This window comes from Cellvibrio sp. BR (assembly GCF_000263355.1).
Taxonomy (GTDB): domain Bacteria; phylum Pseudomonadota; class Gammaproteobacteria; order Pseudomonadales; family Cellvibrionaceae; genus Cellvibrio.
The window spans coordinates 802,314-816,409 of sequence record NZ_JH668201.1 but is presented as its reverse complement, the minus strand read 5'-3'; the positions used below and the strand labels follow the sequence as shown (position 1 = coordinate 816,409).

7 protein-coding genes and 1 CRISPR repeat array are annotated in these 14,096 nt (G+C 44.1%); all 7 genes read left to right on the top strand.

The window, feature by feature from the left end:
- Window positions 1–63 precede the first annotated feature (63 nt).
- A complete protein-coding gene (gene cas1f, locus O59_RS08705; RefSeq protein WP_040391787.1) occupies window positions 64–1,032 on the top strand; it encodes a type I-F CRISPR-associated endonuclease Cas1f in 969 nt (322 codons plus the stop codon).
- Window positions 1,029–4,373 carry a type I-F CRISPR-associated helicase Cas3f gene (gene cas3f, locus O59_RS08700; RefSeq protein WP_040391786.1) on the top strand — a complete coding sequence of 1,115 codons (3,345 nt, stop codon included), beginning with the start codon at window positions 1,029–1,031 and terminating at the stop codon, window positions 4,371–4,373. Before cas1f ends, cas3f begins: the two co-directional genes overlap by 4 nt.
- On the top strand, window positions 4,366–5,667 hold the full coding sequence (locus tag O59_RS08695) for a type I-F CRISPR-associated protein Csy1 (RefSeq protein WP_007641675.1): 1,302 nt from the start codon (window positions 4,366–4,368) through the stop codon (window positions 5,665–5,667). Before cas3f ends, O59_RS08695 begins: the two co-directional genes overlap by 8 nt.
- The gene (gene csy2, locus O59_RS08690) at window positions 5,664–6,575 is read left to right on the top strand and encodes a type I-F CRISPR-associated protein Csy2 (protein WP_007641673.1); all 912 of its coding nucleotides are present in this window, start codon (window positions 5,664–5,666) and stop codon (window positions 6,573–6,575) included. The genes O59_RS08695 and csy2 overlap by 4 nt, the downstream gene beginning before the upstream one ends.
- A gap of 42 nt (window positions 6,576–6,617) precedes the next feature.
- Window positions 6,618–7,655: a type I-F CRISPR-associated protein Csy3 gene (gene csy3, locus O59_RS08685; protein WP_007641670.1), complete on the top strand. Its 1,038-nt coding sequence runs from the start codon at window positions 6,618–6,620 to the stop codon at window positions 7,653–7,655.
- A 3-nt stretch (window positions 7,656–7,658) separates the two neighbouring features.
- Window positions 7,659–8,249 (top strand): type I-F CRISPR-associated endoribonuclease Cas6/Csy4, encoded by a 591-nt coding sequence (cas6f, locus tag O59_RS08680; RefSeq protein WP_007641668.1) that lies wholly within the window; start codon window positions 7,659–7,661, stop codon window positions 8,247–8,249.
- Between the two features lie 85 nt (window positions 8,250–8,334).
- A complete protein-coding gene (locus tag O59_RS08675) occupies window positions 8,335–9,186 on the top strand; it encodes a KilA-N domain-containing protein (RefSeq protein ID WP_369728432.1) in 852 nt (283 codons plus the stop codon).
- A 145-nt stretch (window positions 9,187–9,331) separates the two neighbouring features.
- Window positions 9,332–13,979: direct repeats of the CRISPR family, unit length 28 nt; unit sequence ATTCACTGCCGCACAGGCAGCTTAGAAA.
- Between the last annotated feature and the right edge of the window lie 117 nt (window positions 13,980–14,096).

The window sequence follows — 14,096 nt, the reverse complement described above, 5'->3', positions numbered from 1 at the left end:
AGTGTTGCGAAATATAAAAATAGCCGTAGATTGCGGTAGCAATAAACGAAACAGGTATGTGTAATGGATGATTTATCGCCCTCGGATTTAAAAGCAATTCTACATTCCAAGCGAGCCAATCTTTACTATTTAGAGCATTGTAGGGTCATGCAGAAAGATGGTCGCGTGCTTTATTTGCAAGAAGCCAAACACGAAAACCAGTATTGGAACATTCCTATCGCCAATACGACGGTATTGATGTTGGGTACGGGTACTTCCATTACACAAGCCGCTGTGCGCATGTTGGCGCAGGCGGGTGTACTACTTGGGTTCTCGGGTGGCGGTGGTACACCACTGTATATGGCAAATGAAATTGAATGGCTTACGCCTCAAAGTGAATACCGCCCAACGCAATACCTTCAAGGGTGGTTATCCTTTTGGTTTGACGATGCACAGCGTTTTCAGGCCGCAAAGCATATTCAAATGGCGCGGATAGATTTTTTAAACACTGTCTGGCAAAAGGATAAGGATTTAAAAGCAGAAGGATTCAATGCTGCCGATTCAGATATACAACAAGCCATCCAGAATTACAGCCAGCGAATAGAGTCTGCACAAAAATCAGCTGACATCTTATTAACCGAAGCGCAACTCACCAAAGCTCTTTACAAATACGCTGCACTTCTAACCAAGCAAGACGGTTTTTCGCGTGAGCGTGAAGGACTGGATAAAGCCAATGCGTTTTTAAATCACGGCAATTATTTAGCCTATGGTTTAGCGGCTTGCACCTTGTGGGTATTAGGTATTCCACACGGTTTTGCAGTAATGCACGGTAAAACCCGGCGTGGCGCTTTGGTGTTTGATGTGGCTGATTTAATAAAAGATGCCATTGTCTTGCCGTGGGCATTTATCTGTGCCAAAGAAAATGCCACTGAACAAGAGTTCCGGCAGCAATGCCTGCAGTCCTTTACGAATCATAAAGCCTTGGACTTTATGTTCGATCAAGTCAAAGCTATCGCGTTGCGGGGTGAGCTTGAAGAAGGTAGCACACTATGATGGTTACCTTTGTCTCACAATGCCAAAAAAACTCCCTTAAAAAGACCCGCAGGGTATTGGATGCATTTGCAGACAGAATAGGCGATAACACCTGGCAAACCGTGATAACGGAAGATGGTCTGCTAACCGTTAAAAAAATGCTGCGCCAAACCGCGAGTAAAAACACCGCCGTAGCTTGCCACTGGATACGCAGCCGCTCGCGCAGTGAGTTGTTATGGGTGGTGGGAAATAGAAATCAGTTTGATGAGGTGGGTAGGGTGCCGGTGAATAGTACCGAAAAGAGAATTCAACTAGAGGAAAGCAACTGGGAATACTTACCTATTATTCGTGCGTTAGCTGCACTGGCAGCGTTACTGCATGATTGGGGTAAGGCAACAAAAGTATTTCAGGAAAAATTACAGCCAAATTTTAAGAGTAATTTAGGTGATCCAATTCGCCATGAATGGATTTCTTGTGTGTTGCTCGATTCGTTTATTCGTTATTGCGAATCTAACCAACGTGATTGGCTGTTTGAGTTAGCAGAGGGAAATATTCATGAGGAGTCAGTTAAAGCTAATTTTTTAACGAAGCCTGAAAAACTTTTTGCAGGGCATGACACTGTTGCCCAGCTTTTGATGTGGCTTATTGTTTCCCATCATCGCTTACCCTTGCCTCAAGGTAATCGTGAAGATTTGAAACACTTTAAAGAAGTACATGCTGAAACCATGGCGGCATGCTTGAGACAAATTACTAAAGCGTGGGGTTACGAGAATCGCAAAGATGAGGCCGAGTTTGCTAAACGCGTGAGCGGCTGCTTTGATTTTCCTAATGGTTTGATGACGGCATCCAGCTTATGGTTAAAAGACCTAAAGCGTTGGGCTGCGAAGCTTGAATCTTTAAGGTCTCAGGTTGACTCGTTGGTTGAAAACAACGGGATACGTTTGGTGCTTCACCATGCGCGTTTGTGTTTAATGCTTGGCGATCATCGCTATTCATCGCAGCCACAGGATCAAAAATGGCAGTCTCCAGTATATTTATTTGCTAATACAGACAGAAAAACAAAGCAGTTAAAGCAAAAATTAGATGAGCATTTGGTGGGAGTTAAAACGTATGCGCTCGAAGTGGCTAATTTGCTGCCTAGTGTTCAGCGTTTAGAGCATGACGATGCAACGGCAGTATTTGGTAATACCGCATTGCGCAAACCAAGTACGGGTGATTATGCGTGGCAGCAAAAAGTAGTTAATTGTATTGGTGCTTATAAAAAGCAAGAAGGTGATAGCGGTGCGTTTATTGTGAATATGGCAAGCACTGGCTGTGGTAAAACATTTGCCAATGCCAAAATTATGCAAGCGCTCTCGCCAGAGGGCGATAGCTTGCGTTATATATTAGCTTTGGGCTTGCGCACACTTACCTTGCAAACTGGTGATGAATACCGTGAACGTATAGGTTTGAGCGGCGATGAATTGGCCGTGCTTATAGGTTCCAAAGCTGTGAGTGAATTACATAATGGTGGCAAAGCAAAATCGAATACCGACGATAGTGTATTGAGTTTTGAAGATTCTGGTTCTGAATCTTTAGAGCCATTGCTTGAAAATGACATAGATTTCAGTGGGTTGTTGCGCGAGGACAGTTTAAGTACTGTATTAACAGATGAGCGTGCAAGAAAATTTTTATATGCACCGGTACTGGCTTGCACCATCGATCACATTATGGGTGCTACGGAAACTAAACGCGGTGGTCGTTACATATTGCCTAGTCTTCGGTTGCTATCTTCGGACTTGGTTATAGATGAGGTTGATGATTTTACCGGTGAGGATCTAGCCGCTATAGGCCGCTTGGTGCATTTGGTTGGTATGCTTGGCCGTAAAGTGATGATCTCATCGGCGACTATTCCACCAGCTTTGGCAGAAGGTTTTTTTAATGCTTACCGTTTAGGTTGGCAACTATTTAGCCTTAGTCAAAATAAACCCGCGACTGTTTGTGGTATTTGGGTAGATGAGTTTGCTAGTGAGGCTGTAAAGATCAATAGCGATGAAAAAGGAATTGAAAATTATCGGGACATTCATACGCAGTTTATAGAAAAACGTGTAGCCAAACTCGCCAAACAACCTGCCAAACGAAAGGCTAATATCGTTGAGTGCTCATTGAAGCCGATAGACAAGAATAATAAAAGTGCTTCAAAGCAGCAGCACTATTTCAATGTGGTTTGGCAAGCTATTTTGACGAAGCATATTGAGCACAATACCCTTGACGCTATAAGCAAAAAAAATGTCTCTTTTGGTGTGGTGCGGGTAGCCAATATTCCAACCTGTGTGGATCTCACGCGCTTTCTATTAGGTGTATCTTTGCCAGAAGATACTGATATTCGTGTTATGGCCTACCATAGCCAACAAGTTTTATTGATGCGTCATGCACAAGAACAACATTTGGATTCTGTATTAAAACGAAAGGAAGTTGCAGGTGCGCAACCACAAGCATTTTCAAGCTCAGTTATTCGCACACATTTGGATCAGTCTTCAGCAAAAAATTATTTATTCATTTTGGTTGCGACTCCGGTAGAGGAAGTAGGGCGTGACCATGATTTCGACTGGGCAATAGTAGAGCCTTCATCTTATCGTTCGATTGTTCAATTAGCCGGACGAGTGCGTCGCCATCGTGCGGGAGAGGTTGCCAGCCCAAACGTGGGGTTGCTTCAATATAACTGGAAAGCTTTTGAAAGGGATGATGAAAAAGGTAGGTACTTTGTTAGACCAGGTTATGAAAGCGAGATAAAAGATTCATTACCCAATCATAATCTTGCAAAGCTTGTTGATTTGGTGCTGCTTGCTAGGCGCCTGGACGCCGCTCCTCGTATTCAAGCTCCCAAGCAGCAAACAAGCGATCACGTTTTTGCAGGAATAGAGCACGGAGCAACCAAACAGCTTCTTACTGAATACAGCAATGTCAGCGTAAGCAATATTCAAGGCTATTTACAGCATTCATGGTGGTTAACTGCCTTGCCTCAAATGTTCCAGTCATTTAGGCGATCCAAGCCTGCTGTGTCTCTGTTTTATGTGTGGGACGAAAATAAGCAGCGCTTTTACTGGGCAGAAAAAGATGATGATGGAAAGCCAGTTAACCGCGAACAACAACGAGGAATCAAAAGTGTTGAATTGAATCCGGTGCATAGCGAGAGATTATGGTTACAAAGAAATTATGAATTGCTGCTAACTCAATGGGCAAAAAAGAGTGATTCCACTATACACAAAATGAGCTTGCGCTATGGTGAGCTTAGCTTAACGATTTATAGTGACAGCGATATGTTTGAATACAATCCGCAATTGGGGATGTATCGAATTAACAAAGGGGAAAAAAATGATTGATCCTGCTATATCAAAATTTTTCGAAGATCAAAAAACTGCTTGGCTTTCTGAGAATGCTAAAAAGCTAGAAGGAGAGGAGCTGGCACAAAAACAGATCGAATGCGATGCGATTTTTGATATTACAGAGTGGTTGACTGTAAATGCGCCGAAAGCTGCTAGTCGTGCAATGACTACTCACCCAAGTAAATTCAGTCATCCTGATACAGGTGTTGGAAAAACAAATGTAAAAAATGGAACTTATGTTAGTTCAATTATGTTTTATGGGGAGCGTTCGGAGGATGGATTATTAAAAACAGGTAATGTTACTGGTTGTGAAGTTGACTCTATAGGAGATGCCGGTGCTTTAAAAATTGAGGCTTTTTTAAAGATTAAAACTGATTTTGATGGTCGATTATTGGTTAATCATTTGCTTGATGATACCCAGGTCGCCAAAGAGCTTTATGAGTGCTCAAAGCTCGATGGTGAGTGGTTGAAAGGTAGCTTGCTTGGAGGTATGGCTAAGGATTCAGGGGGAGTTATTTTTACAAATTCTCGAATCAAACAAGTATATTTTCCAGTGAAAGAAAGTTATCACCAGCTTTCTGTATTGGCTAATTCTGGTTTGGTGTTTGAATTGCGTAAGCGATTAAATAATATGCATTTTGGTGAGGGTGTAAAGTCGAAGCGTGAGTTAAAAAAGAAAGCCGAATATAGCGAGAGTGGATATAGTGAAATTTATGATATTACAACAATTGTTTTTGGCGGTTCCAAACCATTAAATATTAGCTCTCTAAATAATCGGTACAACGGCACCGCATATTTACTTGCTTCTGTACCACCGCATGTTTCAATTCGTGAGTTTCGTTTCCCGAAAAGTGATTTTTTCAATGAGTCCTTGAATTATCGTCAATTCAAAGAACTGTTTGAAGACTTGCATAAGGTGATGAAAATTGAGTTGGGTGGCAATATCACTCGGCAGAAACTATTGACTGCACGCGATAATCGCATTAAGGCCTTGGTGCTAAAGATCATGGATTCTGTTTATTTAATGCGTGAGTCCTCAGCTTCCCAATATAAAGAGTCATCTGGGTTGCCGGTCGCTCAAGTGATTTGGTTGTGTGCAGAAAAAGCTGATGAGCGAGATAGTAGTGATGCATGGTTGGATGAAATTATTCATGATTGTACACGTTGGCTGAATTACACCTATGCGAAGTTATTGGGCGATAAACAGATTTTGCTGGGTAACGAAGAATTTAATGAAATAAAGAAACTCATAGAGCACAGAGTCTCTGAAAATAGGGAGTTTTTACGATGAGTGATTTGAAGCGGCTATTGATAATCCCGCGTGTTCAAGTGCAAAACGCCAATGCGTTATCCAGTCCGTTTACGATTGGGTTCCCTGCGATGACGGCTTGGTTAGGGGCTGTACATGTGTTACAACGAAACTTGCAACAGGCGGGTTTTAAATCACTTAAATTAGAGTCTGTGGGGGTTGTTTCGCATCAATTTGATTTACAAACTCATCGCCACAACGGCGATTATGTTACCTCGATTATTGGTACTGGCAATCCACTCGACAAAGATGGAAACCGTCCTTCGTTCATTGAAGAGGCAAGGGCACATTTAACAGCATCTTTAGTCATTGAATACACTGGCTTGGATGCTGACGATAAAGACAATACGTTAATTCAGATAACTCAATTAATGCACGGCAAATTAAAAATTGCTGGTGGTGATATTTTAGCCTTCGGAAAACCCTATTTTACGAACGCAGAAAACTCTGCCGATACCCAAAAAGTACTACGCAAGTTAATGCCAGGGTATGTGTTGTTAGAACGACGTGAACTTATACAAGCAGCAATGCAAACTGGCCAAGATGCTTTAGATGCCTTAATTGACTACCTTGCTATCCACCATAGCTGTACCCAAGAGAATGAAAAGGTTGAATGGAAAAGCGGGCGTAAGGAGAAGGGCTGGTTAGTACCAATAGCTGTGGGTTTTCAGGGCGTTAGCCCCATTGGGCAGGCATTGAATCAGCGCGATGCGGATACGCCTCATAGGTTTGCTGAGGCTCTGGTGACGCTGGGGGAATTTAAAATGGCTCATCACATTGACGATATTGAATCCATACTCTGGCGCTACCAAACCGATTTAGATAAAAATTTGTACTTTTGCCAACCGAGGAAAATAGAGGCATCGGACGATTTGTCGGCTTATTTTTAGTTTTCACATTATTTTTTAATTAATCAAAAAAAGGAAAAGATCATGGCTAAAAACAAAAATTCAATTGCTTCTGTACTTTCTTTCGAGAAAAAATTAGTGCCTTCAGATGGTTATATGTTCGGTACAACTTGGGATAAGCGTAATGAATTCACTGCTTTGACATTGACGGAAAAATCTGTGAGAGGGACTATCTCAAACCGTTTAAAACCTGCTGTTCAAAATGATCCCTTAAAACTTAATGCTGAAGTTGAAAAACCCAATTTGCAGCGTGTGGATACCTGCTCTTTGTTACCTGAACAAGATACGCTCAAATTGCAGTTTACTTTAAAGATTTTGGGTGGCGTACAAAAGCCTTCTGCCTGTAATAGTTCAGAGTTTAAGCAAAGCTACAGAGCTGCTGTTGCGGGCTATATTGAGGAACATGGTTTTGCTGAATTAGCAAAGCGCTATGCAACCAATATAGCAAATGCGCGCTTTTTATGGCGTAACCGTTTAGGAGCTGAGCATATTATTGTGCAAGTCAAAGCATTAAATGAAAACGCCCAGCAGAGCTGGGAGTTTGATGCTACTAAAGTACCGCTACGCGATTTTAGCGTTCAAGATGAAAAAATTAATAGCTTGGCAAAGCGCATTGCAGAAGTGTTAGTCAGTGAAGATCAATTTTTAATGCTAGAGGTTACTTGCTTTGCAAAAGTGGGTAAGGCACAAGAAGTTTACCCAAGCGAAGAATTAGTCTTGGATAAAAGCAATAGTAAAGAGAAGAAGAGCAAGATTCTTTACAGCAATAACGGTATAGCCGCAATGCACACGCAAAAGATCGGCAATGCTTTACGCACTATAGATACCTGGTATGCCGATTTTTCTAATCCAGAACAATCAGCAGGGCCAATTGCAGTAGAACCCTATGGCGCTGTGACTAATTTAGGTAAAGCCTTCCGCACGCCCAAAGACAAACAAGATTTTTACACCTTTTTTGACTCCTTTGCATTAGGTGAAAAATTAGCGCGTGTTGAAGATGAGCACTACGTAATGGCTACGTTAATTCGTGGCGGTGTATTTGGAGCTAGCGATAAGGAGTAATGCATGCAGCATTATGTAGAGATTACCTTGCTCCCTACCGACGATATCGGCCATTATTTTCTATGGAGCAAAATTTATCAGCAATTACATTTGGCTTTGGTGGAACTGACTGCAGGGCAGGGTGGGAGTGTTGGTTTTTCCTTTCCCGAATACAGTGCCAAGCAGCCCCGCCTTGGACGGAAAGTTCGTGTGTTTGCTCCATCTGAGGCGCAGCTCGTGCAGTTTAATGCTCAAAAATGGCTGGAGCGTTTGAGTGATTACTGTCATATCAGCAGCATTCGTGGTGTGCCTGAGAAAATGCTATATGCCGTTTTCAATCGCAAGCAATGTGTGAATAATCCCGAGCGCTTGGCGCGCAGGCGTGCCAAGCGCAAAGGCGAAACTTTTGAGCAAGCGCTAGCGCACTTTGCCGGTTTCGATGGCGAGTTTTCATCATTACCTTTTGTCGAGTTAGAAAGTTTATCGACAGCACCAGCGACAGATGCTAATCATCGTTTTAAATTGTTTATCGATCAGAAAATAGTGTCACAACCGCAGGAAGGTAGCTTTAATTGCTATGGTTTGAGTAATACCGCCACCATCCCCTGGTTTTAGTTATCCCCTGTAAGAATGATTCAGCCAGTAGGTTACAAGTTGTAACCTACTGGCTGTTTTTTTTCTTGATGCAGAAACTGTTTTTATATACAGTGGTTGGCTTCGCAAGCCAATAATCAAGGGATTAATACAGGTATTAGATCAGGAAATAGGCACGTCGCAAGTCAACGGCATTGAGTACATTTGCATTACAGATATCGCTCGATATAAAAGCTCCACTAACACAGATGATTTGATCCGTAATTGGTTGAGGAACCGCAACACGGTGGATTTTCTAGGTATATGGGAGCAACTCAACAACCCTGATTTTAAACCCGTGGAATTCGACGGGTTTAAAAAATTGGCAGGCCTTAATAGTTTCACCCTCACCCCTAAACAGTGGATCGAATCCACTAATGCGATTGGAATAATTTCGAAGGCCGGTCGTTATGGCGGTACCTACGCTCAAAAGGATATAGTGTTTGAATTTGCAAGTTGGATTTCGGTTGAGTTCAAGTTGTATCTGATCAAAGAATTCCAGCGGTTGAAAGAGCAGGAGTTTGTTCAGCTGGGTTGGGACATTCGTCGTAATCTTGCCAAAGTAAATTATCAAATTCATACCGATGCCATTAAAGAGAATCTAATTCCCGATACGCTAACTAAACAGCAAATTAATGCGGTTTACGCATCCGAAGCAGATTTATTGAATATGGCCTTGTTCGGCATTACTGCTAAACAGTGGCGAGATCAGAACCCGGCTGTGAAAGGAAATATGCGGGATTATGCGAATATCCATCAATTAGTGTGTTTGGCAAATTTGGAATCAATGAATGCTTACTACATTGCAGAGGGCGTCCTTCAATCGGAGCGCTTGGCCAAGTTGAATGCGCTGGCCATATCGCAAATGAAGGTGTTATTAAAATACGTCTCTCCAAATTCCCTTAAAACAACCCAGTAATTACCAACCTCCAGACCATTAAAAATCACCCTTTAAAAAATCGTTTAAAAATCAGATAGTTAGAAAACCCCTAAAATATAATGGTAAAAATGGGTTATCACGCATAACTCTTTGTTGCATAAGTCTTTTTTGTAGTTAGACTACTATTCACTGCCGCACAGGCAGCTTAGAAAATCGGCAGCAGACTGCGAATAGCCATCGCCAAATTCACTGCCGCACAGGCAGCTTAGAAAAATGACAAGGGCCTACCCGGTGAAGATGATGAATTCACTGCCGCACAGGCAGCTTAGAAAATCCACTGAGCGAACCGCGTTAGCAGGGATGCATTCACTGCCGCACAGGCAGCTTAGAAAACGGACAAATACCCTCACTACATAACCATCGTATTCACTGCCGCACAGGCAGCTTAGAAAATTTCAAAGTTTCGCAGCGTGAGATTGCTTCGATTCACTGCCGCACAGGCAGCTTAGAAATTTTGCTATCAAAGCCAAAAAATAGCCATATGATTCACTGCCGCACAGGCAGCTTAGAAATATGGGTGCGCGTAGCATTGATTCTGTTTACCATTCACTGCCGCACAGGCAGCTTAGAAAATGTTCAGGCAAGTTGGGTTTATGTAAGTGTTATTCACTGCCGCACAGGCAGCTTAGAAATGCGTTTGATCCGGTCATATTGCATGTGGCAGATTCACTGCCGCACAGGCAGCTTAGAAATGAAGACGCCAAGAGCAGCCGACCTAATGGCGATTCACTGCCGCACAGGCAGCTTAGAAATAGGTATGGCGGCGCCGGTTTTGCTGTGGAAATTCACTGCCGCACAGGCAGCTTAGAAATTGACAGACGTTTCGCCGGGGTACATTTTCTCATTCACTGCCGCACAGGCAGCGTAGAAATTTTCCTTCACTTATGATGAGTTGGATTTCACATTCACTGCCGCACAGGCAGCTTAGAAACGAGGTAGCTAAGGTGGTTGAGGTTAAGCAGGATTCACTGCCGCACAGGCAGCTTAGAAAGTTGGCAATAGTTCCGGTGACGCCTGAAATGGATTCACTGCCGCACAGGCAGCTTAGAAAGCGAGAAATCGTAGCTGCATTTGGAGCTGACAATTCACTGCCGCACAGGCAGCTTAGAAAGTTGGAGGTTACGCTGTGACAACACCCATTTTATTCACTGCCGCACAGGCAGCTTAGAAATGAGTGAGTCAACGCAATCCGAGAAGCTGGATATTCACTGCCGCACAGGCAGCTTAGAAATGTAACTCTCCGGCAACCACCTCCAACTCGCTATTCACTGCCGCACAGGCAGCTTAGAAAGTGATGCGTTTGGGCTTCAATCGGATCTATGGATTCACTGCCGCACAGGCAGCTTAGAAACGTTGATTATGTTGTCATGAACTCGGGTTCCTATTCACTGCCGCACAGGCAGCTTAGAAACAAAGAATTGACGGCTGAAAATGGTGGTAAGAATTCACTGCCGCACAGGCAGCTTAGAAAAAACCCTGCCGGATGTTGTGTCAGATGCTGATATTCACTGCCGCACAGGCAGCTTAGAAAAAGCAAAGGAGCACGCACTTAACAACGGTAAAATTCACTGCCGCACAGGCAGCTTAGAAAACCAGCCCTGCCACTTATGCAGCAAAGGTCTAATTCACTGCCGCACAGGCAGCTTAGAAACAACACCTTCTACGCCCAGCGTTTTGAGGTGAATTCACTGCCGCACAGGCAGCTTAGAAAAAGACCAACCGGTGCCCTGGTATCACTGACTAATTCACTGCCGCACAGGCAGCTTAGAAAAGGAACCCACGTACTGTTCACTGGCGTTTAGTATTCACTGCCGCACAGGCAGCTTAGAAAGTGGCGAGTATAAGCGAAACAGTGCGCAGCGCATTCACTGCCGCACAGGCAGCTTAGAAACAGTAGCAAGATAATCAATAAGCCAAGAAAATATTCACTGCCGCACAGGCAGCTTAGAAAAAGCAATAAGCGAGATAGAGAAGCGCAAAGGCATTCACTGCCGCACAGGCAGCTTAGAAATTCGCCTGGATTACGTTTACTTTCATGCTGCCATTCACTGCCGCACAGGCAGCTTAGAAAGTAATACTTAATTAAAAATGCGCGCACTTCGCATTCACTGCCGCACAGGCAGCTTAGAAATTTTCGTATTCCCAATCTTCAATGTAGCGGTCATTCACTGCCGCACAGGCAGCTTAGAAAATCCGAAAGAATGGATCGTGCAATGCTGGCAAATTCACTGCCGCACAGGCAGCTTAGAAACGGTCAATTGTGTGGGTGAAATTGTCGGGGCTGATTCACTGCCGCACAGGCAGCTTAGAAAGATAACGAAAGATTGGAGAGATTGAATGGAAGATTCACTGCCGCACAGGCAGCTTAGAAAGGTCTCGACGTGAAAACTTTCACCCAAATCAAATTCACTGCCGCACAGGCAGCTTAGAAACACCAGTACCAGTTTCGATTACGTCAAAAACTATTCACTGCCGCACAGGCAGCTTAGAAAGCTCAGTGCTAGGCGGAAGCTCCAATACTTTAATTCACTGCCGCACAGGCAGCTTAGAAATTGAAGGCGATTATATCGTCGCAAGAGATAACATTCACTGCCGCACAGGCAGCTTAGAAATGCCAGTTTCGCTTTCCGTTAGACTCTGGCATATTCACTGCCGCACAGGCAGCTTAGAAATATTGGGCGTTCGTTAGTCTGGATAGATTTAGATTCACTGCCGCACAGGCAGCTTAGAAAGGACGAAAAGACCGAGCAGATCACCAAGCGCGATTCACTGCCGCACAGGCAGCTTAGAAAGCTATCAATCAAACAAAGGCAAGTTTTCCTGCATTCACTGCCGCACAGGCAGCTTAGAAAATTGAGCTGCGCGCATTGACCGAGGCCGACATATTCACTGCCGCACAGGCAGCTTAGAAAATTACTATTCATAATTTATCGGAGCAAAGTAAATTCACTGCCGCACAGGCAGCTTAGAAAATTCTGAATAATGCTTAACGCGGAATGCGCGAATTCACTGCCGCACAGGCAGCTTAGAAAATTGAGCTGCGCGCATTGACCGAGGCGGACATATTCACTGCCGCACAGGCAGCTTAGAAAATTCAAGAACGGTGATTTCATCGCCTGCGGTTATTCACTGCCGCACAGGCAGCTTAGAAAATCAATCCTAAACTCTAAAAGGCTTGATATCGATTCACTGCCGCACAGGCAGCTTAGAAACCGGTGCGAAAGCGTTGGGGCTTTTTTATTTCATTCACTGCCGCACAGGCAGCTTAGAAAAAGAGCGGATCATTGAGGCGATTGAATCTAAAATTCACTGCCGCACAGGCAGCTTAGAAACATTCAGTACCGCGAAGGCCACGCACAAAATTATTCACTGCCGCACAGGCAGCTTAGAAACAAAAAAGGCGGAGCTTGGTGCAGCAACACCAATTCACTGCCGCACAGGCAGCTTAGAAAAGACCTCCGGCAAACAGGGCAGTTTGCCAATCATTCACTGCCGCACAGGCAGCTTAGAAATCTAATCTGTATCCATTTACTTCTATGTCTTCATTCACTGCCGCACAGGCAGCTTAGAAACACAGTCACCGCTTTAAACTGTCGCGATATCAATTCACTGCCGCACAGGCAGCTTAGAAATGATCAGCCCCCACCGGTTTGGAAATATTGCTATTCACTGCCGCACAGGCAGCTTAGAAAAGGTAGATACCCGTTACATTTTTGAAAATGGTATTCACTGCCGCACAGGCAGCTTAGAAAAGGCCGAAGCGGTCTTGCGCGGTTACGGTGTGATTCACTGCCGCACAGGCAGCTTAGAAAGATGACTCAAGTTCAATTTGTGTCAATAAGTCATTCACTGCCGCACAGGCAGCTTAGAAAGCGCAATATGCACCCGATCAGTTCGTTATCATATTCACTGCCGCACAGGCAGCTTAGAAAACGGCCAAGCACATCACACACCGCTTGCGCGTATTCACTGCCGCACAGGCAGCTTAGAAATAACGGTGCTGGCCGTGGTCTTTACCAGTGCGATTCACTGCCGCACAGGCAGCTTAGAAAAAAAGGACGTCGTTCAGCTCCTGGGTGTCCGTATTCACTGCCGCACAGGCAGCTTAGAAAAGTACGATAGTGACAAGGTTTTACCTCCTGCTATTCACTGCCGCACAGGCAGCTTAGAAATTGCTGTAAAGCGAATTTATCTAAAAATCCACATTCACTGCCGCACAGGCAGCTTAGAAAACAGGCTGGAGAGGTTGGCACATGGGTCAATAATTCACTGCCGCACAGGCAGCTTAGAAATCAAATAGCAGGGTTAGCGCTTGCTATGGGTAATTCACTGCCGCACAGGCAGCTTAGAAACAACGTCCAGTTGCTATCGCCTGTCAGCGCCTATTCACTGCCGCACAGGCAGCTTAGAAATTACCGGTAGACATTGCAGACTGAATGTTATTATTCACTGCCGCACAGGCAGCTTAGAAAGCACAAAAAACCACAGCATTCGCAATGGACGAATTCACTGCCGCACAGGCAGCTTAGAAATTGGTCGCGCAGCCATTGCGCTTCTAGCTCGGATTCACTGCCGCACAGGCAGCTTAGAAAAAAGCGAAAGCGGTGCGCGGTATGCAAAAATCATTCACTGCCGCACAGGCAGCTTAGAAATTCCAACATGCAAAAAGTTGATACCCAAAACGATACACTGCTGTACAGGCAGCTTAGAAAATGCAAGTTGATGATTCCGACAAATGGTTAAGATTCAATGCCGCACAGGCAGTTTGGAGCGTGCAGGTTTGTGCGGGAAATTAAATATCCTGATTGACGTTCCCTAAAAATATTTAACTGAAAATATTTTTTCACATAATTGAATATCGTTGTTTTGGAAGGAAATTGGGCGCAGCA

Bases quoted from the DNA above. Each gene is read 5' to 3' on its own strand.
- cas3f (WP_040391786.1), top strand. From the start codon at position 1,029: ATGATGGTTACCTTTGTCTCACAATGCCAAAAAAACTCCCTTAAAAAG.
- csy2 (WP_007641673.1), top strand. From the start codon at position 5,664: ATGAGTGATTTGAAGCGGCTATTGATAATCCCGCGTGTTCAAGTGCAA.
- csy3 (WP_007641670.1), top strand. From the start codon at position 6,618: ATGGCTAAAAACAAAAATTCAATTGCTTCTGTACTTTCTTTCGAGAAA.
- O59_RS08695 (WP_007641675.1), top strand. From the start codon at position 4,366: ATGATTGATCCTGCTATATCAAAATTTTTCGAAGATCAAAAAACTGCT.
- cas1f (WP_040391787.1), top strand. From the start codon at position 64: ATGGATGATTTATCGCCCTCGGATTTAAAAGCAATTCTACATTCCAAG.
- cas6f (WP_007641668.1), top strand. From the start codon at position 7,659: ATGCAGCATTATGTAGAGATTACCTTGCTCCCTACCGACGATATCGGC.